General features: G+C 59.5%; 21 protein-coding genes. 10 read left to right on the top strand and 11 right to left on the bottom strand.

The genetic code is table 11. From position 1 onward, the window contains the following. Positions 1-58 precede the first annotated feature (58 nt). From PSH79_RS25120 to PSH79_RS25075, 10 genes are all read right to left on the bottom strand, one after another. The gene (locus tag PSH79_RS25120; protein ID WP_305440124.1) at positions 59-1,621 is read right to left on the bottom strand and encodes a SpoVR family protein; all 1,563 of its coding nucleotides are present in this window, start codon (positions 1,619-1,621) and stop codon (positions 59-61) included. Continuing rightward, a complete protein-coding gene (locus PSH79_RS25115; protein ID WP_187680836.1) occupies positions 1,618-2,889 on the bottom strand; it encodes a YeaH/YhbH family protein in 1,272 nt (423 codons plus the stop codon). Before PSH79_RS25115 ends, PSH79_RS25120 begins: the two co-directional genes overlap by 4 nt. A 119-nt stretch (positions 2,890-3,008) precedes the next feature. After that, a complete protein-coding gene (locus tag PSH79_RS25110; protein WP_122594815.1) occupies positions 3,009-4,931 on the bottom strand; it encodes a PrkA family serine protein kinase in 1,923 nt (640 codons plus the stop codon). Between the two features lie 294 nt (positions 4,932-5,225). Next, on the bottom strand, positions 5,226-5,555 hold the full coding sequence (glpE, locus tag PSH79_RS25105) for a thiosulfate sulfurtransferase GlpE (RefSeq protein WP_008061556.1): 330 nt from the start codon (positions 5,553-5,555) through the stop codon (positions 5,226-5,228). 33 nt (positions 5,556-5,588) lie between these two features. Continuing rightward, positions 5,589-6,470 carry a symmetrical bis(5'-nucleosyl)-tetraphosphatase gene (locus PSH79_RS25100; RefSeq protein WP_305440121.1) on the bottom strand — a complete coding sequence of 294 codons (882 nt, stop codon included), beginning with the start codon at positions 6,468-6,470 and terminating at the stop codon, positions 5,589-5,591. Continuing rightward, complete coding sequence (gene apaG / locus PSH79_RS25095; RefSeq protein WP_305440120.1) at positions 6,470-6,850, bottom strand: Co2+/Mg2+ efflux protein ApaG; 381 nt, start codon at positions 6,848-6,850, stop codon at positions 6,470-6,472. Before apaG ends, PSH79_RS25100 begins: the two co-directional genes overlap by 1 nt. A 113-nt stretch (positions 6,851-6,963) precedes the next feature. Then, positions 6,964-7,782 carry a 16S rRNA (adenine(1518)-N(6)/adenine(1519)-N(6))-dimethyltransferase RsmA gene (gene rsmA, locus PSH79_RS25090; protein WP_305440118.1) on the bottom strand — a complete coding sequence of 273 codons (819 nt, stop codon included), beginning with the start codon at positions 7,780-7,782 and terminating at the stop codon, positions 6,964-6,966. Continuing rightward, positions 7,779-8,768: a 4-hydroxythreonine-4-phosphate dehydrogenase PdxA gene (gene pdxA / locus PSH79_RS25085; RefSeq protein ID WP_305440117.1), complete on the bottom strand. Its 990-nt coding sequence runs from the start codon at positions 8,766-8,768 to the stop codon at positions 7,779-7,781. The genes rsmA and pdxA overlap by 4 nt, the downstream gene beginning before the upstream one ends. Beyond that, the gene (surA, locus tag PSH79_RS25080) at positions 8,765-10,081 is read right to left on the bottom strand and encodes a peptidylprolyl isomerase SurA (protein WP_370872586.1); all 1,317 of its coding nucleotides are present in this window, start codon (positions 10,079-10,081) and stop codon (positions 8,765-8,767) included. The genes pdxA and surA overlap by 4 nt, the downstream gene beginning before the upstream one ends. Further along, positions 10,062-12,875: an LPS-assembly protein LptD gene (locus PSH79_RS25075; protein ID WP_305440115.1), complete on the bottom strand. Its 2,814-nt coding sequence runs from the start codon at positions 12,873-12,875 to the stop codon at positions 10,062-10,064. The genes surA and PSH79_RS25075 overlap by 20 nt, the downstream gene beginning before the upstream one ends. Positions 12,876-13,005: 130 nt before the next feature. Here PSH79_RS25075 and PSH79_RS25070 point away from each other — a divergent pair, with 130 nt between their 5' ends. From PSH79_RS25070 to PSH79_RS25060, 3 genes are read left to right on the top strand one after another with little or no spacing between them, the layout of a single operon-like run. Then, positions 13,006-14,025, top strand: a complete 1,020-nt coding sequence (locus tag PSH79_RS25070; protein ID WP_305440113.1) for an aminoglycoside phosphotransferase family protein — start codon at positions 13,006-13,008, stop codon at positions 14,023-14,025. Continuing rightward, the gene (gene murU / locus PSH79_RS25065; RefSeq protein WP_305440112.1) at positions 14,022-14,693 is read left to right on the top strand and encodes an N-acetylmuramate alpha-1-phosphate uridylyltransferase MurU; all 672 of its coding nucleotides are present in this window, start codon (positions 14,022-14,024) and stop codon (positions 14,691-14,693) included. Before PSH79_RS25070 ends, murU begins: the two co-directional genes overlap by 4 nt. Position 14,694: 1 nt before the next feature. Next, positions 14,695-15,462 (top strand): DnaJ domain-containing protein, encoded by a 768-nt coding sequence (locus PSH79_RS25060; RefSeq protein WP_305440111.1) that lies wholly within the window; start codon positions 14,695-14,697, stop codon positions 15,460-15,462. Between the two features lie 115 nt (positions 15,463-15,577). Here the strand turns inward: PSH79_RS25060 and PSH79_RS25055 are convergent, their stop codons facing one another. Continuing rightward, a complete protein-coding gene (locus tag PSH79_RS25055) occupies positions 15,578-16,567 on the bottom strand; it encodes an alpha/beta hydrolase family protein (protein ID WP_305440109.1) in 990 nt (329 codons plus the stop codon). A 73-nt stretch (positions 16,568-16,640) separates the two neighbouring features. Here PSH79_RS25055 and PSH79_RS25050 point away from each other — a divergent pair, with 73 nt between their 5' ends. The 7 genes from PSH79_RS25050 to PSH79_RS25020 all read left to right on the top strand — a co-directional run bounded on the left by PSH79_RS25050 (position 16,641) and on the right by PSH79_RS25020 (position 25,896). Further along, the gene (locus PSH79_RS25050; protein ID WP_305440108.1) at positions 16,641-19,037 is read left to right on the top strand and encodes a transporter substrate-binding domain-containing protein; all 2,397 of its coding nucleotides are present in this window, start codon (positions 16,641-16,643) and stop codon (positions 19,035-19,037) included. Positions 19,038-19,055: 18 nt separating this feature from the next. Continuing rightward, positions 19,056-19,685 carry a response regulator transcription factor gene (locus PSH79_RS25045; protein WP_305440106.1) on the top strand — a complete coding sequence of 210 codons (630 nt, stop codon included), beginning with the start codon at positions 19,056-19,058 and terminating at the stop codon, positions 19,683-19,685. A 331-nt stretch (positions 19,686-20,016) separates the two neighbouring features. Further along, positions 20,017-21,141, top strand: a complete 1,125-nt coding sequence (locus PSH79_RS25040; RefSeq protein ID WP_305440105.1) for an ABC transporter ATP-binding protein — start codon at positions 20,017-20,019, stop codon at positions 21,139-21,141. 48 nt (positions 21,142-21,189) lie between these two features. After that, entirely contained in the window at positions 21,190-22,233 is a 1,044-nt protein-coding gene (locus PSH79_RS25035) for an ABC transporter substrate-binding protein (RefSeq protein ID WP_008085222.1), read from the top strand. A 194-nt stretch (positions 22,234-22,427) separates the two neighbouring features. Then, complete coding sequence (locus PSH79_RS25030; protein ID WP_305440102.1) at positions 22,428-23,675, top strand: ABC transporter permease; 1,248 nt, start codon at positions 22,428-22,430, stop codon at positions 23,673-23,675. 12 nt (positions 23,676-23,687) lie between these two features. Continuing rightward, positions 23,688-24,512 carry an ABC transporter permease gene (locus PSH79_RS25025; protein WP_186532890.1) on the top strand — a complete coding sequence of 275 codons (825 nt, stop codon included), beginning with the start codon at positions 23,688-23,690 and terminating at the stop codon, positions 24,510-24,512. 235 nt (positions 24,513-24,747) lie between these two features. Then, positions 24,748-25,896: an iron-containing alcohol dehydrogenase gene (locus PSH79_RS25020; RefSeq protein ID WP_305440100.1), complete on the top strand. Its 1,149-nt coding sequence runs from the start codon at positions 24,748-24,750 to the stop codon at positions 25,894-25,896. The last annotated feature ends 43 nt before the right edge of the window (positions 25,897-25,939 follow it).

The raw sequence follows: 25,939 nt of genomic DNA, 5'->3' as shown, positions 1-25,939 counted from the left end.
ACCTCCGTTGGCCCGACAGGATAACCCTTGCGTCGGACTTTCGGAGGCCAGAACCGGATCAAAGATGAATGACGGCCAGATCGAGCCGACCGTAATCCCCTTCGCTGTGTTCACTGCGTGGCGGTACGTGATGGGTCTTCATGATCTGGTCGCCTTGCAGGGTTTCCAGGTGTATGTCGAAGCCCCACAAGCGATGCAAGTGTTTCAGGACTTCTTCGGTGGAATCGCCCAATGGTTTGCGATCATGTTGCTGGTGACGCAGGGTCAATGAGCGGTCGCCGCGACGATCAATGCTGTAGATCTGCACGTTGGGTTCGCGATTGCCGAGGTTGTACTGCGCTGCCAGGGTTTCGCGGATGATTCGGTAGCCGGTTTCGTCATGGATCGCCGGTACCAGCAGATCATCCTTTTGATCGTCATCGAGGATGCTGAACAATTTCAGGTCGCGGATCACTTTTGGTGACAGGTACTGCAGGATGAAGCTTTCGTCCTTGAAGCTGCTCATGGCGAACTTGATGCTCGACAGCCAGTCGGTCCCGGCGATTTCCGGGAACCAGTGACGGTCTTCCTCGGTGGGCTCTTCGCACATGCGCCGGATGTCGCGGTACATGGCAAAACCGAGCGCGTAGGGGTTGATGCCGCTGTAGTAGGGGCTGTCGAAACCCGGCTGGAACACCACGCTGGTATGGGACGTCAGGAACTCCATCATGAAACCGTCAGTGACCAGGCCTTCGTCGTACAGGTCATTCATCAGCGTGTAGTGCCAGAACGTCGCCCAGCCTTCGTTCATCACCTGTGTCTGGCGCTGTGGATAAAAATACTGGGCGATCTTGCGCACAATTCGCACGATTTCCCGCTGCCACGGCTCGAGCAATGGCGCGTGCTTCTCGATGAAGTACAGGATGTTTTCCTGCGGCTCGGCCGGGAAACGCGCATTGTCCTTGTCGCTGTATTTGTCTGCGCCTTTTGGAATAGTGCGCCACAGGTCGTTGATCTGTTTCTGCATATGTTCTTCGCGATCTTTTTGCCGCCGCCGTTCCTCCTCGGCGGAAATCGGGTAGGGGCGTTTATAGCGGTCGACACCGTAGTTCATCAGCGCATGGCAGGAGTCGAGCAAATCCTCGACTGCATCGATGCCGTGGCGCTCCTCGCATTGCATGATGTACTGCTTGGCGAACACCAGATAATCGATGATCGAACTGGCGTCGGTCCAGGTGCGAAACAGGTAATTGCCCTTGAAGAAACTGTTGTGACCGTAGCAGGCATGAGCCACCACCAGCGCCTGCATGCAGATGGTGTTCTCTTCCATCAGATAGGCGATGCAGGGATCCGAGTTGATCACGATCTCGTACGCCAGGCCCATCTGTCCGCGACTGTAGGACTTCTCGGTGCTGAGGAAGTGTTTGCCGTAGGACCAATGGTGGTAGCCCAGCGGCATGCCGACCGAGGCGTACGCATCCATCATTTGTTCGGCGGTAATCACTTCGATCTGGTTGGGGTAAGTATCCAGCGCATAGCCGGCCGCGATACGGGCGATTTCGCGGTCGTAGGTCTGGATCAGCTCGAACGTCCATTCGGAGCCGGTGGAAATGGGTTGGCGTTTCTGCTCTTTGGCGGTCATGTCACTAACCTGCGCTGGAAGAGTTCACGGAAGACCGGATAGATATCCCCGGCCGAGACCAGTTGCTGCTGGGCAAACGTGTCGGAAAAGGCTTCGGCGATGCGTTCGTATTCGTACCAGAGGGCTTGGTGTTCGCGCGGGGTGATCTCCACGTAAGTGTAGTACTGCACAAACGGCATGATCTGGTTGATGAGGATGTCGCGGCAGATTGGCGAGTCGTCGTTCCAGTTATCGCCGTCGGAAGCCTGAGCCGCATAAATGTTCCACTCGTTGCTGGGATAACGCTCGGCCATGATCTCCTGCATCAGTTTCAGGGCGCTGGAAACGATGGTCCCGCCGGTTTCCCGCGAATAGAAAAACTCCTCTTCGTCCACTTCCCGGGCGCTGGTGTGGTGACGGATGAACACTACGTCGATCTTGTCGTAGTTCCGCTTCAGGAACAGGTACAGCAGGATGAAAAAGCGCTTGGCAATGTCCTTGGTCGCCTGGGTCATGGAGCCTGAGACGTCCATCAGGCAGAACATCACTGCTTTGGAACTAGGATTAGGCTGCTTGATCAGCAGGTTGTATTTCAAGTCGAAGGTATCGAGGAACGGCACGCGATGAATGCGCGCGCTGAGTTTTTCGATCTCGGCCTCGAGTTCCTGAATATCGCCGAAGTTGTCAGGCTCTTCACGCTTGATGCGCGCCAGTTCCTCTTTGGCTTCACGCAGTTTCGCGCGGCTGCTGCCCGACAGGGCGATACGCCGTGCGTGGGCTGAGCGCAGGGTGCGGATGATGTTGATGCGAGAAGGGTTGCCTTCGTTGCTGATCCCCGCGCGCACGGTTTTGAAGGTGTCGGTGCCGCTCAGGTTGCGTTTCACCAAGTTCGGCAGTTCGAGGTCTTCGAACATGAATTCTAGAAATTCTTCCTGGGTGATCTGGAAGACAAACTCATCCATGCCTTCGCCGGAGTTTCCGGCCTTGCCCGGTCCGCGTCCGCCGCCGCCTCCCGGTGGGCGGGCGATGTGTTCGCCGGCAGTGAATTCCTTGTTGCCGGGATGAACCACGGTCTGCTTGCCGCCACGGCCGTGGTGAAGCACCGGTTCGTCGATGTCGCGACCGGGAATGCTGATCTGTTCGCCGTGTTCCATATCCGTGATGGAGCGCCGGCTGACCGCCTCTTCGACAGCCTTCTTGATGTGGTCACGGTAACGCCGCAGGAACCGCTGGCGGTTTACCGTGCTTTTGTTCTTGCCATTGAGACGTCGGTCGATCACATAGCTCATACGTGGCCCTCCGGGCAGCTTCAAGTTGTGAGCTGCAAGCTGCAAGTAGACGCCATTACCTGAACGTCAGGCTCATGCGCTTTTTTCTTGCAGCTCGTAGCTGTTAGCTTGCAGCTGCTTCACTGCGATTTCCGGACCCGTAGGTACCATTCGGACAGAAGCCTTACCTGTTTGTCTGTGTAGCCGCGTTCGACCATTCGTGTAACGAAGTCGTTGTGTTTCTGCTGATCCTCTTTGCTCGCCTTGGCGTTGAAGCTGATGACCGGCAGCAAATCTTCGGTGTTCGAGAACATTTTCTTCTCGATAACCACCCGCAGTTTTTCGTAGCTGAGCCAGGTCGGGTTCTTGCCGTTGTTGTTGGCCCGGGCGCGCAGCACGAAGTTGACAATCTCGTTGCGGAAGTCCTTCGGATTGCTGATGCCGGCCGGTTTTTCGATTTTCTCCAGTTCTTCGTTCAGCGCGACGCGGTTGAGGATTTCGCCAGTTTCCGGATCGCGGTACTCCTGATCCTGAATCCAGAAATCCGCGTACAGCACGTAGCGGTCGAAGATGTTCTGGCCGTATTCGCTGTAAGACTCCAGGTACGCGGTCTGGATCTCCTTGCCAATGAATTCGATATAACGCGGTGCCAGGTATTCCTTCAGGTAGCGCAAATAACGTTCGCGGGTTTCAGCCTGGAACTGTTCCTGCTCGATCTGCTGCTCCAGGACATAGAGCAAGTGCACCGGGTTGGCGGCGATTTCGTGCGGATCGAAGTTGAACACCTTGGAGAGGATCTTGAACGCAAAGCGGGTCGACAGGCCGTTCATGCCTTCATCCACGCCTGCCGAGTCGCGGTATTCCTGAATCGATTTGGCTTTAGGGTCGGTGTCCTTGAGGTTCTCACCGTCGTACACGCGCATCTTCGAATAGATATTGGAGTTTTCCGGCTCCTTGAGGCGCGACAAGACGGTGAACTGCGCCAGCATCTTCAAAGTGTCCGGCGCGCAATGCGCCTTGGCCAGAGAGCTGTTGAACAGCAGTTTGTCGTAGATCTTCACTTCATCGCTGACCCGCAGGCAGTACGGCACCTTGACGATGTAAATCCGGTCGATGAAGGCCTCGTTGTTCTTGTTGTTACGGAAGGTGTGCCATTCCGATTCGTTGGAGTGGGCCAGCAGAATACCGGTGAACGGAATCGCGCCGAGACCTTCGGTACTGTTGTAGTTACCTTCCTGAGTGGCGGTCAGCAGTGGGTGGAGCACCTTGATCGGCGCCTTGAACATTTCGACGAATTCCATCAGGCCCTGGTTGGCCCGACACAGCGCACCGGAGTAGCTGTAGGCGTCGGCGTCGTTCTGTGGATATTCCTCGAGTTTGCGGATGTCGACCTTACCGACCAGTGCGGAGATGTCCTGGTTGTTCTCGTCACCCGGCTCGGTTTTGGCCACGGCGATCTGATTGAGGATCGACGGATACAGTTTGACCACGCGAAACTGACTGATGTCGCCACCGAATTCGGCCAAGCGCTTGGTCGCCCATGGCGACATGATGGTGTTCAGGTAGCGCCGTGGAATACCGAAGTCTTCCTCCAGGATCGCGCCATCTTCGGTGGCGTTGAACAAACCCAATGGCGACTCGAATACCGGCGAACCTTTGATCGCGTAGAAAGGGACTTTCTCGATCAGTTGTTTCAGCTTCTCGGCCAGGGACGATTTACCACCGCCGACGGGGCCGAGCAGATAGAGGATTTGTTTCTTCTCTTCCAGGCCTTGGGCGGCGTGGCGGAAATACGAGACGATCTGGTCGATGCATTCTTCCATCCCGTGGAAGTCTTCAAAGGCCGGATAGCGACGGATCACCTTGTTGGAGAAGATGCGCGACAGCCTGGAGTTGGTCGAGGTGTCGAGCAGTTCCGGTTCGCCGATGGCCAGCAATAGACGCTCGGCGGCGGAAACGTAGGCGCTGCGATCCTGCTTGCACAGCTCCAGGTACTCTTGCAGAGAGAGTTCTTCCTGGCGTGTGGACTCGAAGCGTTGTTGGAAGTGGCTAAAGATACTCATGACGTCACCTCGCTCGATACGTGGAGCCGACGCCGGGTCACTCAGTCGATGCTGGCAAGCAGCCGTTGTGGCCACTTGTTTACCCCCCAGAACACTTTCGCGGTCGACAACCGTGAAAGTCACTCCCGATGACCCGTGCGCCGGTGTACCGGCTCTCCCCTGTTTTGGATGGCCTGGGCTTAAGGATAGTTGGGAATTCGAGAGGTAAAGGCGAGATACGTAATTAGTTGTGGCAGACCGTTCGTCTGCCGCGCGCAGGCCCGCGGAAGCCGGGGCCTGCGCGTGACAAAAAAATTATTCCGACGTGCCTTGGGCGGTTTCCGCAGGATAAGTCGTACGCCATAGCTCAAAGCCGCCGTCCATGCTGTAGACGTCGGAGAAGCCCTGACTGATGAGGTAGGCCGCTGCTCCCTGGCTGGAATTGCCGTGGTAGCAGACAACAACCGTCGGAGCATCGAGGTCTGCGCCTTGGATGAAGGCGTGCAGGGAATGATTGTCCAAGTGTTTCGAACCGCTGATGTGCAGGGCGGCAAAAGTGGCAGGATCACGTACATCGACCACCACGGCGCCTTGCTCGCGCAGGGCCTGGGCCTGTTCCGGGGGGATTCGTTTGAATTCGCTCATGGCGGGTTCCTGTAGCTCGGCTGAAAGCACAGTCTAACGCGGGGCGTTGACCGGCAAAGTTTCGGGGGTAGGTGGTGTGACTGTCGGTGCTAAGCCACCGTGCTCATCGCATTTGCACGACACGCGTTCGCCGCTGTCGACGTTCATCAGGGTCAGGCTGCCGCCCCAGACACAACCGGTGTCCAGCGCCGAAATGCCCGGCTCATGGATATTGCCTTCCAGAGCAGCCCAATGGCCAAAGATGATCCGCAGGCCCCGGGTCTTGCGCTCCTTGTGCTGGAACCACGGTTTGTAGCCGGGCGGCGCAGTATCGAGGCCTTCTTTGCTTTTGAGATCGAGTTTGCCCTCGGCGGTGCAGAAACGCATGCGGGTGAAATAGTTGGTGATAACGCGCAGGCGGGCGATGCCTTTAAGGTCGTTGTCCCATTTCGATGGTTCATTGCCATACATCCCGTCAAGGAAGGCGGGAAGCAGGCTTTCATCGCGCAAAGCAGTTTCAACTTCAGCGGCGCATTTCAAGGCGCGGCGCAGTGACCATTGCGGCGGGATGCCGGCGTGAACCATGGCGACATCGCGCTGTTCGTCGTAGTGCATGAGTTTCTGCTGGCGCAGCCACTCGAGCAGATCGGCGGCGTCCGGGGCTTCGAGAATCTCGCGCAGGGTGTCCGATTTCTTCAGGCGCTCGATGTTTTTTGCCGCGGCGAGCAGATGCAGGTCATGGTTGCCGAGCACGCAGATCAGCGATTCACGCATGCCATAGAGGAAACGCAGGGTTTCCAGAGACTGCGGGCCGCGGTTGACCAGGTCGCCCACCAGCCAGAGCCGGTCGAGCGCCGGATCAAATGCGACTTGCTTGAGCAGGCACTTGAGCGGTTCGAGGCAGCCTTGCAGGTCGCCGACGGCGTACGTCGTCATCAGTGCAAGGCTCCGGGGACAGCAAGGCGAAACGGTTTGATGATTGCGTCGAAATGTTTGCCGTCGTCGGCGACCATTTCGTAGGTGCCCTGCATGATGCCGACCTTGGTCGTCATCACTGTGCCGCTGCTGTAGGTGTGGCTTTTGCCCACTTCGATCAACGGTTGCTGGCCGACAACACCTGCGCCGCGAACTTCCTCTTTATGTCCGTCACCGTCGGTGATCACCCAGTGCCGCGACATCAGTCGGGCGGGAATCTCGCCGTTGTTCTCCACGGTGATGGTGTAGGCGAAGGCGAAGCGGTCGTGCTCGGGTTGCGATTGGTCTGCCAGATAGCGGGTAACGACGCTGACATCGACCTGGTAACGGGAATCGGACATGCAAGAGGCCTTAAACGAAGCGGAACGCGGGGCGTAGCTGATGGGGATTCAGTCTAGGCAAGTATCGGGCAGTAAACCAGAGTGGCGTCCTGCCCGATAGCGTTCATCGCCGGTCAGTCGGCGGCTGGAGTTTCCGGGACTTGTTCGCTGAGCTTGTCGGCGAGGCGCACGAAGGCGGCCAGATCCAGTTGTTCGGGGCGCAGACTGCCATCGACACCGGCCGCTTCGATCTCGGCAGTGGTCATCAATTGCTTGAGCGTGTTGCGCAAGGTTTTGCGGCGCTGGTTGAAGGCTTCGCGCACGACACGTTCCAACAGGCGGTGATCCTTGGCCGGATGCGGCAGTACTGCGTGCGGCACCAGACGGACAATGGCCGAATCCACCTTCGGCGGCGGATTGAACGCGCCCGGGCCAACGTTGAACAGGTGCTCTACGCGGCAATGGTACTGAACCATGATCGATAGGCGACCCCAGTCACCACCACCGGGGCCTGCGGCCAGGCGCTCGACCACTTCCTTCTGCAACATGAAGTGCATGTCGCGAATGATGCCGGCATTGTTCAGCAGGTGAAAAATCAGCGGTGTGGAGATGTTGTACGGCAGGTTGCCGACGACGCGCAGGCTGTTCGGTGCGGCGTTGAGTGTGTTGAAGTCGAACTTCAGCGCATCGCCCTGATGCAGGTTGAAGTTGCTCTTGCCGGCAAATTGCTGGTTGAGGATCGGGATCAGGTCTTTGTCCAGTTCCACCACGTCGAGTTGAGCGCCGGAGTTGAGCAGGCCGGCGGTCAGCGCGCCCTGGCCCGGGCCGATTTCCAGCAGACGGTCTTCGGACTTGGCGCTGATGGAGCGCAGGATGCGGTCGATAACGCCGGCATCGTGCAGGAAGTTCTGGCCAAAGCGTTTGCGCGCCTTGTGTTGGTATTGCTCGGTCATAAACGGGTCTCGGCCATCTGGTAGGCGGTTTCCAGGGCGACTTGCAGGCTGCCGGTGTCGATCTTGCCGCTGCCGGCAAGATCCAGGGCGGTGCCATGATCGACCGAAGTGCGGATGATCGGCAGGCCGAGGGTCACGTTGACGGCGGCGCCGAAGCCTTTGTACTTCAGCACGGGCAGGCCCTGGTCGTGGTACATCGCCAGCACTGCGTCGCAGTGCTCCAGATATTTGGGGGTAAACAGAGTGTCGGCAGGCAGCGGGCCACGAAGGTCCATGCCCTCGCCGCGCAGGCGCTCTAAGGTGGGTTCGATGATGTCGATTTCTTCATGGCCCAGGTGTCCGCCTTCACCGGCGTGCGGGTTGAGCCCGCACACCAGGATGCGTGGCTGGGCGATGCCGAATTTGTCTTGCAGGTCGGCGTGCAGAATCCGCGTGACCCGCTCAAGCCGCTCCGCTGTGATTGCATCGGCAATCTCGCGCAGGGGCAGGTGAGTGGTGACCAGGGCCACGCGCAAACCGCGGGTGGCGAGCATCATCACCACTTGTGTGGTGTGCGTCAGGTCGGCGAGAAATTCCGTGTGCCCGGAGAACGCGATGCCTGAGTCGTTGATCACGCCCTTGTGCACCGGAGCGGTGATCATCCCGGCGAAGTCGCCGTTCAGGCAGCCGTTGCCGGCGCGGGTCAGGGTTTCGAGGACGAACGCGGCATTGGCCTTGTCCAGTTGCCCGGCGACCACGGGGGCGCTGAGCGGTGTGTCCCAGACGTAAAGACTGTTGGCAGGCGCCGGGACGTCTGGCCAGAGATCAGGTCCGACGTCCAGCAAATTGACAGCCAGCCCCAGCTGGGCGGCACGCTCAAGGAGCAGGTCGCGGCTGGTGACGGCAATCAGGGGATGAGGCTGGGCTTGCGAGGCGAGCAGCAGGCACAGGTCGGGACCGATGCCGGCTGGTTCGCCGGGTGTCAGCGCGAAACGCTTGGGTTTCACTGCGCTGCCTGGTCTGCACCAGGGAGTTTGATCTCTACGTAAGCTTCGTCACGGATCTGACGCAGCCAGGTTTGCAGCTCTTCGTCGTATTTGCGGTTACGCAGTACGGTCATGGCCTGCTGCTCGCGAGCCTGTTCGGTGCTGTCCGTGGCGCGACGGCCAAGGACTTCCAGAACGTGCCAGCCGTATTGGGTCTGGAACGGCTTGGACAGCTGACCTTGTGGGGTCTTGGCCATCACTTCGCGGAATTCCGGCACCAATACGTTCGGGTCGATCCAGTTCAGATCGCCGCCGTTAAGCGCGGAGCCCGGGTCTTCGGAGTAGCTTTTTGCCAGGGTGGCGAAATCTTCGCCTGCCACGATGCGCTCATACAACGACTGAACCAGGGCTTTGGTCTTGGCTTCGTCGCGGATCGGGCTCGGCTTGACCAGGATGTGGCGCACATGCACCTCATCACGGGTCTGGGCCTCGCCACCGCGTTTGGCCAGCAACTTCAGGATGATGAAACCACCTGGAGTGCGTGCCGGCTGAGTCACGTCTCCGACTGCCATGCTGCTCAACTCGCGATCGAACGGCGGTGGCAGTTGAGCAGCTTTACGCCAGCCCATGTCGCCGCCTTCCAGTGCGTTGTCGCTGGCGGATTTGGCCACGGCCAATTGACCGAAGTCGGCGCCTTGCTTGAGCTGCTGGTAAATCTCCATAGCCTGACGCGCAGCATTCTGAATCGCTTCAGAGTTGGCGCTTTCCGGGGTCGGGATCAGGATGTTGGCCAGGTGCAGTTCTTCGGACAGTTGCATCTTGCCCAGGTCGGAGGCGAGGAAGTTCTTCACTTCCTGCTCGGACACCTGAATGCGTTCGGCTACGCGGCGCTGACGCACACGGCTGATGATCATCTCGCGACGGATCTGGTCACGGGCGTCGTCGTAAGACAGGCCATCGCGAGCCAGAGCGGCGCGGAACTGGTCAATAGTCATGTTGTTGCGCTGTGCGATGGTGCCGACAGCCTGGTTCAGTTCTTCATCGGTGATACGAATGCCGGAACGTTCGCCAATCTGCAATTGCAGGTTTTCGACGATCAGGCGTTCGAGCACCTGCTGATCCAGTACGCCTGGAGGTGGCGAGCCGCCGCCACGCTTGGCGATGGTCTGCTGAACTTCATGGACGCGCTGATCCAGTTGGCTCTGCATGACCACGTCGTTGTCGACGATCGCTACCACTTTATCGATGGACTGTACTGCGGCGTTGGCCGCAGTACCCAGGAACAGCGCGCCCAGCATCAGCGGGCGCAGACAATCAGAAAGCTTGGTCTTCACGTTCACGATAACCTTGAATGCCTTTGTCGAGGAAGCTCTCTACTTTGGAGCCAGTGAGGCCACCGAGTCCCTTCAGAACAATTTGGAGGAAGACGCCATGGTCGCCTTTTTCGTTTTGCGGAGCTTCCTGACTGAACTCGTCATAGGAAACCCAGTAACGGTTGATCAGGCGCAGTTTCCAGCAGCAGTTGTCGTACTCGAAACCACCGAAGGCTTCCAGGGTACGGTTGCGGTTGTAGTCATACTGCCAGCGGCTGATGGCGTTCCACTGCGGCACGATCGGCCAGATCACCGAGAAGTCGTGCTGCTGGATCTTGTAGTAGTCCTTCACGTAGCCAGGCGTGCCTGGAGTGCCGTAGTCACCACCACCCACCGACCATTTACCGGTGTTCTGGTCGTAACGAATCTGGTCATTGCGATAGCGATAGCCGACGTTGATGACCTTGTTCGGGTTGTCTTCAGGCTGGTAGTGGAACATCGCACTGCCGGAGCGTGGGCTGCGGCTGTCCGGATCCCAGTTGTAGTCGGCCGTGGTGCGCCAATCGCGGTTCCAGCGGTATTCGTATTCCAGTGCGTACGGCGAAACGTTGGATTTCGCGTCGTCACGGGTTTTTGCATCGATACCTGGTAGTTGTACTTCGCGATCCTTGAAGTACAGAGCCTGGCCGACACTGATACGTTGACGCTCGAAACCGTTGTCCTCGATCCAGCGGCTGGTTACGCCCAGCGACAGTTTGTTCTCGTCGCCGACACGGTCGGAGCCGGAGAAGCGGTTGTCGCGGAACAGCGATGCATAGTTGAAGGTGTATTCGCTGGTATCGAATACAGGAATGTCTTCCTGATTCTCCTCAGGTACATAGAGGTAGAACAGGCGCGGTTCCAGGGTCTGGCGGTAGTTCTTGCCGAAGAACGACGTGTTGCGGTCGAAGTACAGACCGCTGTCGATGCTGGCGATTGGCACTCCACGGTTTTGATTGCTGCCGAACTCGCCGCCGACGTAGTCAGTACCTGCCGCAGTTGCTGCGTTCTGCTGGGCGACGATCTGCGACTTGCCGGTACCGTCCAGGTCCAGTTGATACTGGGTGTACTGATACTTGAGCGATGGCTTCAGGAAGCCATATGTCCAGTTCATCGGCAGGCTGACGCCCGGCTTAAGATTCAGACGGTCGCCGTTCGCGCGTGCCAGGCCTGCAACGTTGGTATCCAGGCGCGGTGACGCGGTACCATTTTCGTCAATGAAGTCGCCGGTTTTCAGATCACGATCAAACCGCACAATCTCGGTCTCGTAATCGAAATTCAAACCTGCCGGGTGATAGGGCAGCTTCCCGTTGAAGGTGATCTGCGGCAGACGGCCATACGGCGTGATGTTCGAAACGGTCGCCAATTGGTACTGCTGAGCATTCAAACGAGCGGTGTAGTTGTCACCACGATAGGTAACCGCGCCCTGCTGATTCACGAAGTCGCTGGATTTCACACCAATCTGATCAGTCTGCAGATCCTGGAAGTAATAAGGATCGCTGATCTTGGTGTAGTCGACTTCGGTGAGCACGCGGGAGTCGAGACCCCCCTTGTGCTGCCAGTTGTACATGTAGCGGGTTTTTTCGTAGTCGGTCTGCTTGCTGCGTTCGGTGTCGTCATCGTTCAGGTACGCAGCGCCGAACTGGCCTTCGCTGGACTTGGTCAGGTAACGGAACTCGCCTTCCACCAACATGCCGCGCTTGCTCATGTAACGCGGGTACAACGTGGCATCGTAGTTAGGCGCCAGGTTGAAGTAGTACGGCGTGACCAGCATGAAGCCGGTGTCGGTGCCGCTGCCGATGGTCGGCGGCAGGAAGCCCGACTGGCGACGGTCATCGATCGGGAAGTAGATGTATGGCGTGTAAAGGATCGGAATGTCTTTTACGCGCAGCGTCACGTTAGTCGCGGTACCGAAGCCGGTGGCCGGGTTCAAGGTGATGTTGTTGCCCTTGAGCTGCCAGGCGTTGCTGTTCGGTTCGCACGTGGTGTACGTGCCGTCCTTCAAACGGATGATCGCGTTTTCGGCACGCTTGGCGTACAGCGCGTTACCGCGAATGCGCGACTTGTGCATCACGTATTCGGCGTTGTCGACCTTGGCTTCACCGGTGTCGAGCTGCACATCGGCGTGGTCGCCGACGATCAATGCGCCGTTGTCGCGGATGCGTACGTCGCCATTGAGTTCGGCGCGGCTCTCGGCCTGGTACAGGCTCGCCTCGTCGGACTCGACCTGCATGCTGCCCTGACGCAGGACGACATCACCGGCCAGCGTACCGACTTGATCATCGGTGTTATAGCGCGAAGCTTTTGCGCCGATAAAGGTCGGAGCATCGCTTTTATTCGTCTTGTCATTCATGCCAGGACGAATCGGTTCGATATAAGCACCAGAGCAGTAAGGACCCGTCTCGGCCAATTGGGCGGCGGTGAGCTTCTCGCGCGGGACCCAGTCGAGGTGACTGAAGTCTTCGCTACGGGATTTCAAACCACGGCCTTTGGCTTCGGTGACCAGCGCTGGCTTGGCGCCAGTGTCGGCAACCGAACCATTGTCGCTCGGGGCTTCGCCGGTGGCGCTGACGGCACTGCCGTCATGCACTGGACGCGGTGGCAATGCAGCCGCCGACGTCTTGGGCGCACAGTCCCAACCACCCGAAGCCGAGACGGAGCAGTCATACTGCTCGGCGGCAACAACGAATTGACTGGCCAGAGGTTGCATAGCCAGCAGACTGCCGGTTACCAACAACGGAAATTTTTTACGAAACGCGGGGGATTTCAATGCCATCTTATTAGTCCGGGCTTCCTGCGTGCCATCTGCCCGCGGTGTGGGCCGCACGCCTCTCGATGGTCTGAAAAAGATGCTGGATAATAAAGCATGACCCGCTTGACGGCTAGCGCCGTCGGAGACCCTTGCAATGCCTGACCAAGATGTACGCTTGCAACACCTGAAAGTTTGGCTCGATGAGCAGTTGGCAATCCTGTTTGCAGATCAAGGCTGGGGCGCCGTGCCCCCGGCCACGTTGACCGCGGCCAGCAGCGACGCGAGTTTTCGACGTTACTTCCGTTGGGAAGGCGCGGGTCGCAGCTTCGTCGTAATGGACGCGCCACCCCCCCAGGAAAACTGCAAACCGTTCGTGGATATCGCCTTTTTGCTGGCGAAATCCGGAATAAATGTGCCGAAAATTTATGCCGAAGACCTCGAACGCGGATTTCTTTTGCTCAATGACCTGGGCAACAAGACCTATCTGGACGTGATTGATGGCGAAAATGCCGACGCATTGTTCAGCGATGCACTGCAAGCGCTGCTGGCTTTTCAGCAGTTGCCGATGGTCGCACCGTTACCGAGTTACGACGTTGCATTACTGCGTCGCGAACTGGAACTGTTCCCCGAGTGGTACGTGAAGCGTGAATTGGGTATCGAATTCGATTCGACCCAACAGCAACAGTGGCAACACGTCAGCGACCTGTTGATCGACAGCGCCCTGGCCCAGCCGAAAGTGCTGGTGCACCGCGACTACATGCCGCGCAACCTGATGCTCAGCGAGCCCAATCCCGGCGTGCTGGATTTCCAGGATGCGGTCTACGGTCCGGTGACCTACGACGTGACCTGTCTGTTCAAGGACGCTTTCCTCAGTTGGCCTGAAGAACGCGTACGTGGCTGGCTGGAAAGCTACTGGCAGCAAGCCTCGGCCCTGAACATCCCGGTGCAGGCAGACGTTGAAGACTTCCTGCGCGCCAGCGATTTGATGGGCGTGCAGCGTCATTTGAAAGTCATCGGCATTTTCGCGCGCATCTGCCATCGGGATGGCAAACCGCGTTACCTCGCCGACGTACCGCGCTTCTTCTCCTATATAGAAGCAGTGATCGCCCGTCGTCCTGAGCTGGCCGAACTGCAAGCGCTGTTCACCAGCCTGCGTGGTGGAGCGACGGCATGAAAGCAATGATTCTGGCGGCAGGCAAAGGCGAGCGCATGCGCCCGCTGACCCTGACTACGCCGAAACCGCTGGTGCGTGCCGGCGGTGTGCCATTGATCGAATATCACCTGCGCGCCCTCGCGGCAGCCGGTTTCAGCGAGATTGTGATCAACCACGCCTGGCTCGGTCAGCAGATCGAGGATTACCTGGGCGACGGTTCGCAGTTTGGTCTGAGCATCCAGTACTCGCCGGAAGGCGAGCCGCTGGAAACCGGCGGCGGGATTTTCCGTGCGCTGCCATTGCTCGGCGACGATGCGTTCCTGGTGGTGAACGGTGATATCTGGACCGATTACGATTTCAGCGTGCTGCACCAGCCGATCACCGGTCTGGCGCATCTGGTGCTGGCGGATAATCCGGCGCATCACCCGACAGGGGATTTTTCTTTGGTAGACGGTCAGGTCATCGACGGCCAGCCGACTGCCGCCACCCTGACCTACAGCGGCATCGCCGTCATCCATCCGCAACTGTTCGACGGCTGCGCCGACGGCGCTTTCAAACTGGCACCGCTGCTGCGCAAGGCCATGGCGGATGGGCAGGTGACGGGCGAGCGCCTGAAAGGTCATTGGGTGGATGTCGGTACGCATGAGCGTCTGGCCGAAGCTGAAACCTTGATAGAAGCGAGTCGCTGACATGTTGTGGCCAGGGACTCTGATTGGAGCCGGAGCGGGTTTTGCGATTGCCAGCATTCCGGGGGCCATGCTTGGGGCTTTGTTGGGGCAGGCGCTGGATCGGCGTCTGCATTTGCAGAGCTGGGGACATCTGCGGGAGAAACTCGGTGGTCGGCCGATGCTGCGCAACGACGAACTATTGTTCGTGTTGCTCGGGCGTCTGGCCAAGAGTGACGGACGGGTCATGGACGGGCACATCCAGCAGGCGCGCAACGAGATGCGCGCGCTGGAGATGAGCGAACCGGCGACGCGCCGAGCGATTGCGGCGTTCAATCGCGGCAAGTCCGGGGGCGATAATCTTCGCGGTTATCTGCGGCGTTTGAGTGCGCAGCCGCATGCGGCCGAAGGCGTGTTGCGCGCGTGTTGGCGGATGGTCTGGGCCGATGGTCGTGCCGGCGTCAGCGAGCGGGAATTGTTGGCGCAATGGGGTAAATGGCTGGGCTGGACGACGCATCAAGTGCAGGCGTTGGCCAGTGATTACGAGCCCGGCAAACGGCCCATCGTCAGCGCGGCGGTAAGCTATCAGGAGGCGATGCGCCTGCTCGGCGTGTCGGCGAGCAGCGAACCGGCGCAGATCAAACGGGCTTACCGACGTCTGCTCAGCCGTCATCACCCGGACAAGATTGCCGGCAGTGGTGCGACGCCGATGCAGGTGCGAGAGGCGACCGATAAAACCCGCGAGTTGCACAACGCCTATACGTTGATTCGTGAGCGGCGGGATTTTCGATAGGCGGTTTTAAGATCAAGAGATCGTCCGATCGCGGCCCGAGCCTTCGGCAGTTCCTGCAGGGTGTACATCAAGCCCATGTAGGAGCTGCCGAAGGCTGCGATGTTTGGCTTTTGGGTCAGTCCGTGTTCTGCGGATTCAACCAGCCTCGCACGCGACGGAACAGTTGCTCCTGCTCAGCCTTGTTATCCGGCAATGCCTTGAGCGCCACCTGGCTGAACGCCGACGTTTTCAAGCGCTTGCTCGCCTGCATGCGTTCCAGCGCCGCGTTGCGATCCAGCGGTTTGTCCATGTAGAAAATATCAGCCGTCGGCAGCTTCAGCGTTGGTGTCAGCTCCGCCAGCGGCGGTTTGGCCTTGGCCGGTGCTTGCGCGTCGACCATGACGAATTTCTCCACCTGTGCCGTTTGCCTCTCGTTCAAGAAACGCGCAGCCCAATACGCGCCGGTTCCATGACCCAGCACGACAATGCGCCGCGCACTTTGCTGTTCGGCGTAGGCAATGGCGGCATCGATGCGCGCGAAGATGCGTTCGGCATCGGCTTTGGCTTGTTCTTCAGTCGTTTCGGCAACCACCTGATCGGCGACTTCGGCCTCACCGCCTGCTGCCTGTTCGATCGGCTGCGCGGTGGTGGCGTCCTTGCTGCCAGTTTCGGGGGCTTTCGGCGCGGCAACGGCTTCAATGACGCGTGGAGCGATGGCATCGCTTTGCAGATCGGGCAAGGTGATACTCAGGCTGCTCCATTCGGCGTTCGGCAATTTGCGTCGCAATGGACCAATTGCTTGCGGCCAGTCAGCGGTTTCGCCAGCGCCGGGGACGATAATCACCGCGCCTTTCGGTTCGGCGGTGTTGGCCGGTTTCCACAAGGCGAGGAAAGTGTCGCTGCCGGCTTGAAGTTGTTGCTGTTCTTGCGCCGGGACTTTACGTTCCAGTGCTGCGGCCTCTTCCTGACTACGCTCAAGCAGTGGTTGGCGCTCGGCCGGTTTTTCTTCGGCGGATTTTTCCGCAGGGGCGGCAGGGGCCGGGTCGGCCGCTTGGACAGAAAACGCACAAGGCAGGATCAGCGACAGGCACAATGCTGGCATTGCCAGGCGGTAGACAGAGGGCATCGGTTATTCCAGGCCAGAAAGTATCCCGGCAGCCTAATGGGTTGGTCAGAATTTGTCAGTTTATGAGACTTCAATGAAGCGATTTTGCTGCCTGTGGGTTATCGGCTGTTTGTGGCTTCCCTTGATGGGCCGGGCGGCACCTGCGCCACCCGCACACGTTGCGCAGTTGTCAGCGAACGAGCAGCAATGGCTCGCGCAACACAACGAATTGCGCGTTGGTCTGGTGTTGCAGGCGCCGTATGCGCAATACGACCGGCGCTTGCAGCGACTGTCCGGGGCCAACGTCGAGCTGATGAAATTGCTGGCCAAAGCCCTTAATGTCGAATTGAACTGGCGCAATTTTCAGGATCTGGCGCAACTGGAAACGGCTGCGCGCGATGGCGAGATCGACATCGCTCCTGGTCTGACCCAGACACCGAGCGCGCTGCGCCTGTGGCAGTTTTCCGATCCGTACATGCGCGTGCCGCAACTGGTGGTCAGCGACCAGAAGGCCGGGGGGGTGGTGGATCTGGAAAAACTCGATGGCCAGACCCGCGTCGCCGTGCGTATGCCGAGCACCACCGCCGACTATCTGCGTAGCAATTATCCACACCTGAATCTGCAAGGCGTGCCGCTGGAACGTCAAGCGCTGCAATTGTTGCTGAGTCAGCAGGCGTCTTACGCGGTGGTTGATGAGGCGCAGCTCGGGCGGTTGTCGGCAGAACCGGAGTTCGCTGAGCTGGTAGTGGTCGGCGATATCGGCCTGCCGCAATTGTTGCGAGTCGCTTCGCGCCGGGACTGGCCTGAGCTGGCCGGCATCGTCCAGAGCGCGCTGCGCTCGATCCCGGCCAAGGATCTCGAGCGCCTGCACAATCAATGGCTGCAACCCAAATATCCACGGTTGTCGGAATCGCCGGGGTTCTGGCAGAACCTCAGTCTGTTGTTCGCGGTCATGCTGCTCAGTTGCGTGGCGATCGTGTTCTGGCAGCGGCGCCAGCAGCACAGCCTCGAACAACGCCTGCTCGCCGCGCGTGAAGACATTGCCTTGCGCGCCGCCAGCGAAGAAGCGCTGCGCCTGACGCAGTTTTCCATCGATCAAAGCACCGTCGGCATCCTTTGGGTCAACTGGGACAGCCATGTGCGCTACGCCAACCGGGCGGCGGAAAACATGCTCGGCTACCCCTCGGGTGGGCTGATCGAACGACCGCTGATTGATTTCGAACCGGGTCTGCACATGGACCGCTGGCTCAATCTGTGGAAGCGCGCGCGTGCCAGTGAAGAAGGGCCGCTGAGTTTTGAGACAAGCTGTGTGCGCGCCGATGGAAGTATTTTGCCTGCGGATGTATCGCTGAGTTTCCTGCGTTTTCGCGACAGCGAGTATCTGGTGGTCTATCTCAACGACGTCACCGAGCGCCGTCGCGCACTCGCGGCGTTGCAGGAAAGTGAAGCGCGCCTGCAAGGCATCGCCGCCAATGTGCCGGGCCTGGTGTTCCGCCTGGAGCGCGCACCGGTGACTGGGCAGATCGACTTTGCCTACATCAGCGAGGGCAGCGAAAGTCTGGTCGGCTACGCGCCGGCCGCTATTGCCCACCGCGACATGGGGCTGCGCAGTCTGGTGCACCCGGATGACAAGGCCAGTTATCACCGCACCCAGGATCAGGCGCTGGACACCGATAGCGACTGGTCGTGGCAGGGGCGAATCCTCACGCGACAGGGCGAGCAGCGCTGGGCCGAGATCAAGGCGATCACCCGGCAGCTTGAGGATGGCGCTTATGTCTGGGACGGCATCGTCTGGGACATTAGCGAGAGCAAACGCATCGAGCTGGAACTGGCGGCATCGCGCGAGCAACTGCGCGAGCTGTCGGCACACCTTGAGAGCGTGCGCGAAGAAGAGAAAGCGCGGATTGCCCGGGAAGTACACGATGAGTTGGGGCAGATGCTGACCGTGCTGAAACTGGAGACGTCGATGTGCGAATTGGCCTACGCGCAACTCGACCCCGGCCTGCACGACAGGTTGAACAGCATGAAGCGCCTGATCGCCCAGTTGTTCCAGTTGGTGCGTGATGTAGCGACCGCATTGCGGCCGCCGATTCTCGATGCGGGGATTGCTTCAGCGATTGAGTGGCAGGCCCGGCGGTTCGAGGCGCGCACGCAAATTCCGTGTCTGGTGCAGGTGCCGGACAATCTGCCGCCGCTCAGCGATGCCAAGGCGATTGGCCTGTTCCGCATCCTGCAGGAGGCGCTGACCAACGTCATGCGTCATGCCCAGGCGCATACTGTGGAACTGACGCTGGCGCTGGAAGGCGATGAATTGTGTCTGACGGTCAGCGATGATGGCGTAGGATTTGTCGCCGCTGCCGGTCGGCCGACTTCGTTTGGCTTGGTGGGCATGCGTGAACGGGTGCTGATCATGGGTGGGCGCCTGGTGCTTGAGAGTGAGCCGGGGGAGGGCACCAGTCTGAATGTCTGGGTGCCGGTGGATGAGGTTTGACTGAATCTGGAGAACAACGTGATCCGTGTACTGGTAGCCGAAGACCACACCATCGTCCGTGAAGGCATCAAGCAGTTGATTGGCCTGGCCAAGGATCTGCAAGTGGTGGGAGAGGCGAGCAACGGCGAACAACTGCTCGAAACCCTGCGCCATGTGCCCTGCGAAGTGGTGCTGCTGGACATCTCCATGCCTGGCGTCAACGGTCTGGAAGCGATCCCGAGAATCCGCGCACTGAACAATCCGCCGGCGATTCTGGTGTTGTCGATGCACGACGAGGCACAAATGGCTGCTCGCGCCTTGAAGGTTGGCGCTGCGGGTTATGCGACCAAGGACAGCGACCCGGCGCTGTTGCTGACGGCGATCCGTAAAGTCGCGGCGGGTGGGCGCTACATCGACCCGGATCTGGCCGACCGCATGGTCTTCGAAGTCGGCCTCACCGACACGCGGCCGCTGCACTCATTGTTGTCCGAGCGCGAGTTCTCGGTGTTCGAACGTCTGGCCCAGGGTGCCAACGTCAACGAAATCGCCCAGCAACTGGCCCTGAGCAGCAAGACCATCAGCACCCACAAGGCGCGGCTGATGCAGAAGCTCAACATCACCTCGCTGGCCGAACTGGTGAAATACGCGATGGAACACAAACTCCTCTAACCTGAACGCGATCCTCTGTAGGAGCTGCCGAAGGCTGCGATCTTTTGATCTTGATCTTAAAAAACAAGATCAAAAGATCGCAGCCTTCGACAGCTCCTACCAGGGGGGGGGTGTGGGCATATCTGTTAGCGACAGCCGCTTTTGCTGGTTCTTGCGGCTCGCAGCTTGTCGCTCTTGGCTCGCTTGCCAATGCGCGCCATCCTTGTAGGGCAATCCCTACCCCCAACCTTCCATCCCGCTGAGGCGATTCTCTCCTGCACCCCGATTTGCGTGCCTGCCGCCAGCCACTAGGCTTGGTACACAAGCAGTCATCAACAACAAAGGTGTGGGTATGAGCCAGGTCGATACAAACGCAGGGGCCAGTGATGTGCTGGTCAGCTTTCGTGGAGTGCAGAAGAGCTACGACGGCGAGAACCTGATCGTCAAAGACCTCAACCTGGACATTCGCAAAGGCGAATTTCTCACCCTGCTCGGGCCGTCCGGTTCCGGCAAGACCACCAGCCTGATGATGCTCGCCGGATTCGAAACGCCGACCGCCGGCGAAATCCTCCTGGCCGGGCGCGCGATCAACAACGTGCCACCGCACAAGCGCGACATTGGCATGGTGTTCCAGAACTACGCGCTGTTCCCGCACATGACGGTCGCGGAAAACCTCGGGTTCCCGCTGACCGTGCGTGGCCTGAACAAGAGCGACGTCAGCGACAAGGTCAAGAAAGTCCTGAGCATGGTTCAGCTCGACGCGTTCGCTTCGCGTTACCCGGCGCAGTTGTCCGGTGGTCAGCAACAGCGTGTGGCCCTGGCCCGTGCGTTGGTGTTCGAGCCGCAACTGGTGCTGATGGACGAACCCCTTGGCGCCCTCGACAAGCAACTGCGTGAACACATGCAGATGGAGATCAAACACCTGCACCAGCGTCTCGGCGTGACCGTGGTCTACGTGACTCACGATCAGGGTGAAGCGCTGACCATGTCCGATCGCGTCGCCGTGTTCCATCAAGGCGAAATTCAGCAGATCGCGCCGCCGCGCACGCTTTACGAAGAGCCGAAGAACACCTTCGTCGCCAACTTCATCGGCGAGAACAATCGCCTCAACGGACGTTTGCTCAGCCAGAGCGGTGAGCGTTGTGTGGTCGAGTTGGGCCGTGGCGAGAAGGTCGAGGCACTGGCGGTCAACGTCGGCCAGACCGGCGAGCCAGTGACCCTGTCGATTCGCCCTGAGCGGGTCAGCCTCAATGGCTCCAGCGACCAATGCGTCAACCGCTTCTCAGGGAGGGTGGCGGAATTCATCTATCTGGGCGACCACGTCCGGGTGCGCCTGGAAGTCTGCGGCAAGACCGACTTCTTCGTGAAACAACCGATTGCGGAGCTCGATCCCGGGCTTGCGGTCGGTGACGTGGTTCCGCTTGGCTGGCAGGTCGAGCACGTTCGAGCGCTCGACCCACTTCTAGAGGCGCATTAATCGCCCCGGCAATACCAACACCAACCCTGCACGTGGAGAGAACAATAAATGTTGAGATCCCTGAAGTTCACCGCCCTGACCCTGGGCCTGATGGGGGCGGCCAGCGCAATGGCCGCTGGCCCGGATTTGACCGTGGTGTCGTTTGGCGGGGCGAACAAGGCAGCGCAAGTCAAAGCCTTCTATGCACCGTGGGAAGCGGCGGGTAACGGCAAGATTGTTGCCGGCGAGTACAACGGCGAAATGGCCAAGGTCAAAGCCATGGTCGACACCAAGAGCGTGTCGTGGGATCTGGTGGAAGTTGAATCGCCAGAACTGTCCCGTGGCTGCGACGAAGACATGTTCGAACAACTCGATCCGGCACTGTTCGGCAAGACTGAAGACTACGTCAAAGGCGCGATTCAGCCATGCGGCGTGGGCTTCTTCGTTTGGTCGACCGTGCTTGCGTACAACGCTGACAAGCTGAAAACCGCACCGACCAGCTGGGCCGATTTCTGGGACACCAAGAAATTCCCGGGCAAACGTGGCCTGCGCAAAGGCGCCAAGTACACCCTCGAATTCGCTCTGATGGCCGATGGTGTGGCGCCGAAAGACGTCTACAAAGAGCTGGCGAGCAAGGGTGGTCAGGATCGTGCGTTCAAGAAACTCGACGAGCTGAAGCCAAGCATTCAGTGGTGGGAAGCCGGCGCGCAACCGCCGCAATACCTTGCCTCCGGTGACGTGGTCATGAGCTCGGCCTACAACGGCCGTATCGCTGCCGTGCAGAAAGAATCCAACCTGAAAGTGGTGTGGAACGGCGGCATCTACGACTTCGACGCATGGGCTATCCCGAAAGGTCTGGACGCCAAGCGTGCCGAAGCGGCGAAGAAATTCATCGCTTACTCGGTACAACCGCAGCAGCAGAAGACCTACTCGGAAAACATCGCCTACGGCCCGGCCAACACTCAGGCTGTGCCGCTGCTCGCCAAGGATGTCCTGAAGGACATGCCGACCACCCCGGAAAACATCGCCAACCAGGTGCAGATCGACGTCAGCTTCTGGGCTGACAACGGCGAGCAACTGGAGCAGCGCTTCAACTCCTGGGCGGCGAAATAAGCAAGGCCTGGTGATGGTGGGCTTGCCTACCCCTGTAGGAGCGAGCCTGCTCGCGAAAGCGGTAGATCAGCCAGCATAGATGTTGAATTTGCTGACCTCTTCGCGAGCAGGCTCGCTCCCACAGGTAGCTGTGTTTCAACACAACAGAGGTGGTTCGCCACCTCTGTAACGATCAAAGATTTGCGGAGTACGTCATGGCCATCGCCGTTCCCCTGAACGAGGGCACCAGCCCCACCTTGAAGCAGAAGCTCAAGCGCGCCGAGCGGGTCAACCGCTGGAAAGCCCAGGCGTTGATTGCGCCGCTGGTGCTGTTTCTGTTGTTGGTGTTTCTGGTGCCGATCGTGGCGCTGCTCTACAAAAGCGTCGGCAACCCCGAAGTGGTCGGCGGCATGCCGCGCACCGTGACGGCCATCGCCAGCTGGGACGGCCGTGGCCTGCCCGCTGAACCGGTGTACAAAGCGGCCGGCGAAGACCTCGCCGAAGCGCGCAAAAACCAGACGCTGGGCGATCTGTCCAAGCGCTTGAACATGGAGTTGGCCGGCTATCGCAGCCTGCTGACCAAAACCGCCCGGGCGCTGCCATTTGCCAGCGAACCGGCCTCTTATAAAGAAGCACTGGAAGCACTCGACGAACGTTGGGGCGATCCGGCCTACTGGCAAGCGGTGAAACGCAACACCAGCAGCATCACGCCGTATTACCTGTTGGCGGCAGTCGATCACCGCATCGACGACCTCGGTGAAATCGCTCCGGCCACCCCGGATCAGGCGATCTACCTCGATATCTTCGCCCGCACCTTCTGGATGGGCCTGGTCATCACCGTGATTTGTCTGCTGCTCGCTTATCCACTGGCTTACCTGCTGGCCAACCTGCCGTCGCGGCAAAGCAACCTGCTGATGATTCTGGTGCTGCTGCCGTTCTGGACGTCGATCCTGGTGCGGGTCGCGGCGTGGATCGTACTGCTGCAATCCGGTGGATTGATCAACAGTGCGCTGCTGGCGATGGGCATCATCGATAAACCGCTGGAATTGGTGTTCAACCGCACCGGCGTGTACATCTCGATGGTGCACATCCTGCTGCCGTTCATGATCCTGCCGATCTACAGCGTGATGAAAGGCATCTCGCCGACCTACATGCGCGCCGCGATCTCGCTGGGCTGCCATCCGTTCGCCAGTTTCTGGCGCGTGTATTTCCCGCAGACCTATGCCGGTGTCGGCGCCGGGTGCCTGTTGGTGTTCATCCTCGCCATCGGCTACTACATCACCCCGGCGTTGCTCGGCAGCCCGAACGATCAGATGGTCAGCTACTTCGTCGCGTTCTACACCAACACCAGCATCAACTGGGGCATGGCCACCGCGCTGGGCGGGCTGTTGCTGCTGGCGACTGTGGTGCTTTATCTGATTTACAGCTGGCTGGTGGGCGCCAGTCGCCTGCGCCTGAGCTAAGGGGAATTTGAGATGCTGAGTCCTTACATGTCGCCCATTGAACGGGTGTGGTTCTACAGCTTGCGGATCCTCTGCGGCTTGATTCTGTTGTTCCTGATTTTGCCGGTGCTGGTGATCGTGCCGCTGTCGTTCAACTCGGGCAGTTTTCTGGTGTACCCGCTGCAAGGCTTCTCGCTGCAGTGGTATCACGACTTCTTCGCCTCGGCGGAATGGATGCGCGCGCTGAAGAACAGCATCATCGTCGCCCCGGCCGCGACGGTGCTGGCAATGATCTTCGGCACGCTGGCGGCGATCGGCCTGACTCGCGGCGACTTCCCCGGCAAAGCACTGGTGATGGCGCTGGTGATTTCGCCGATGGTGGTACCAGTGGTGATTATTGGTGTGGCGAGTTACCTGTTCTTTGCTCCGCTGGGGCTAGGTAATAGCTTCTTCTCGTTGATCGTGGTGCATGCGGTGCTGGGTGTGCCGTTTGTGATCATCACCGTGTCGGCGACGTTGCAGGGGTTCAACCACAACCTGGTGCGTGCCGCAGCCAGCCTTGGCGCTTCGCCGTTGACCGCGTTCCGTCGGGTGACGTTGCCGCTGATTGCGCCGGGTGTGATTTCCGGTGCGTTGTTTGCCTTTGCGACGTCGTTTGATGAGGTGGTGGTGACGTTGTTTCTGGCCGGGCCTGAGCAGGCGACGTTGCCTCGGCAGATGTTCAGCGGGATTCGAGAGAACCTCAGTCCGACGATTGCCGCTGCAGCCACGTTGCTGATCGCGTTCTCGGTCATCCTGTTGCTGACGCTGGAATGGTTGCGCGGCCGCAGCGAAAAACTGCGTACTGCTCAGGTCTGACGAACGTCTCGAATTGAAATCGCCCCTGTAGGAGCTGCCGAAGGCTGCGATCTTTTGATCTTGTTTTTTAAGTTCAAGATCAAAAGATCGCAGCCTTCGGCAGCTCCTACATGTGAGTGATCGTCTCCGCATCCGGTCGGTGTTCTGGCGGTTATTCATGAGGTGAATAGCAGACAACCCCAAATCCCCAGCTAATCTTGTGCCCAGCTCCCACATCTATAAGAGGCTGCGCACGATGAGTCTTTCCCAGTTCAAAATCGCTCACAAACTGATCACCGGCGCCGGGGCCATCGAGCAACTGGCAGCCGAACTGACGCGACTCGACATCGACAACCCGCTGATCGTCACCGACGCCGCGCTGGTCAAATCCGGCACCGTGGAGCTGGCGCTGTGCCAATTGGGCGGGCGCGAGTACGAGATTTTTGACCGGGTGCTGCCGGATCCGGAAATCGCCATCGTCGAAGACTGCATGCGTGTCTATCGCGAGGGCGGGCATGACGGCTTGATCGGTCTCGGTGGCGGCAGTGCCATCGACATCGCCAAGAGTGTCGCGGCCTATGCCGGTTATCACGGCGCGCTGGAAGATCTGTTCGGCGTCGAACAGGTGCCACGCAAAGGCCCGCCGCTGATCGCCATACCGACCACCGCCGGCACCGGTTCGGAAGTGACCAACGTCGCCATCCTTTCCGACAAAGTTGCGCAACTGAAGAAAGGCATCGTCAGCGACTTTCTATTACCGGACGTGGCGCTGGTCAGCCCGCAAATGACCCTGACCTGTCCGCGCAGTGTCACTGCGGCCAGTGGCGTCGATGCGCTGGTGCACGCCATCGAATCCTATCTGTCGGTGAATGCCTCGCCGATCACCGACTCCCTGGCCATCGGCGCAATAAAACTGATCGCCAACGCCTTGCCCAAGGCCTACGCCAACGGCGCCAACCTGCAAGCCCGCGAAGACATGGCCACCGCCAGCCTGATGGCCGGCATGGCGTTCGGCAACGCCGGTGTCGGCGCGGTGCATGCGCTGGCCTATCCACTGGGCGGGCGTTTCAACATCGCCCATGGCGTCAGCAATGCCTTGCTGCTGCCGTATGTCATGACCTGGAACAAGATGGCCTGCGTCGAGCGCATGCAGGATATCGCCGAGGCCATGGGGGTGAAGACCGCTCATCTGAGTGCCAGCGAAGCGGCGGACAAAGCCGTGCAGGCGATGACCGACCTGTGTGTGGCGGTGGAAATTCCCGTCGGCCTGCGCAGTTTCGGGGTACCGGAAGACGCGATCCCGGCCATGGCCGTGGAGGCCGCGGGAATCGAGCGCTTGATGCGCAATAACCCGCGCAAGCTCAGCGCCATCGATATCGAGAAGATCTACCGCGCAGCCTACTGATCATCGCGGTCACGGTGCGCGCGCGGAAACTTGAGGTATACAA

The sequence above is a fragment of the Pseudomonas sp. FP2196 genome (assembly GCF_030687715.1).
Classification (GTDB): Bacteria; Pseudomonadota; Gammaproteobacteria; order Pseudomonadales; family Pseudomonadaceae; genus Aquipseudomonas.
This window is presented reverse-complemented; position numbering and strand designations above follow the sequence as displayed.

Coding starts and splice junctions, on each gene's coding strand:
- PSH79_RS25060 (WP_305440111.1), top strand. CDS start 14,695: ATGTTGTGGCCAGGGACTCTGATTGGAGCCGGAGCGGGTTTTGCGATT.
- PSH79_RS25115 (WP_187680836.1), bottom strand. CDS start 2,889: ATGAGCTATGTGATCGACCGACGTCTCAATGGCAAGAACAAAAGCACG.
- PSH79_RS25075 (WP_305440115.1), bottom strand. CDS start 12,875: ATGGCATTGAAATCCCCCGCGTTTCGTAAAAAATTTCCGTTGTTGGTA.
- PSH79_RS25055 (WP_305440109.1), bottom strand. CDS start 16,567: ATGCCCTCTGTCTACCGCCTGGCAATGCCAGCATTGTGCCTGTCGCTG.
- PSH79_RS25120 (WP_305440124.1), bottom strand. CDS start 1,621: ATGACCGCCAAAGAGCAGAAACGCCAACCCATTTCCACCGGCTCCGAA.
- PSH79_RS25035 (WP_008085222.1), top strand. CDS start 21,190: ATGTTGAGATCCCTGAAGTTCACCGCCCTGACCCTGGGCCTGATGGGG.
- PSH79_RS25040 (WP_305440105.1), top strand. CDS start 20,017: ATGAGCCAGGTCGATACAAACGCAGGGGCCAGTGATGTGCTGGTCAGC.
- apaG (WP_305440120.1), bottom strand. CDS start 6,850: ATGTCCGATTCCCGTTACCAGGTCGATGTCAGCGTCGTTACCCGCTAT.
- PSH79_RS25070 (WP_305440113.1), top strand. CDS start 13,006: ATGCCTGACCAAGATGTACGCTTGCAACACCTGAAAGTTTGGCTCGAT.
- PSH79_RS25050 (WP_305440108.1), top strand. CDS start 16,641: ATGAAGCGATTTTGCTGCCTGTGGGTTATCGGCTGTTTGTGGCTTCCC.
- PSH79_RS25100 (WP_305440121.1), bottom strand. CDS start 6,470: ATGACGACGTACGCCGTCGGCGACCTGCAAGGCTGCCTCGAACCGCTC.
- PSH79_RS25030 (WP_305440102.1), top strand. CDS start 22,428: ATGGCCATCGCCGTTCCCCTGAACGAGGGCACCAGCCCCACCTTGAAG.
- PSH79_RS25025 (WP_186532890.1), top strand. CDS start 23,688: ATGCTGAGTCCTTACATGTCGCCCATTGAACGGGTGTGGTTCTACAGC.
- PSH79_RS25020 (WP_305440100.1), top strand. CDS start 24,748: ATGAGTCTTTCCCAGTTCAAAATCGCTCACAAACTGATCACCGGCGCC.
- murU (WP_305440112.1), top strand. CDS start 14,022: ATGAAAGCAATGATTCTGGCGGCAGGCAAAGGCGAGCGCATGCGCCCG.
- glpE (WP_008061556.1), bottom strand. CDS start 5,555: ATGAGCGAATTCAAACGAATCCCCCCGGAACAGGCCCAGGCCCTGCGC.
- rsmA (WP_305440118.1), bottom strand. CDS start 7,782: ATGACCGAGCAATACCAACACAAGGCGCGCAAACGCTTTGGCCAGAAC.
- PSH79_RS25110 (WP_122594815.1), bottom strand. CDS start 4,931: ATGAGTATCTTTAGCCACTTCCAACAACGCTTCGAGTCCACACGCCAG.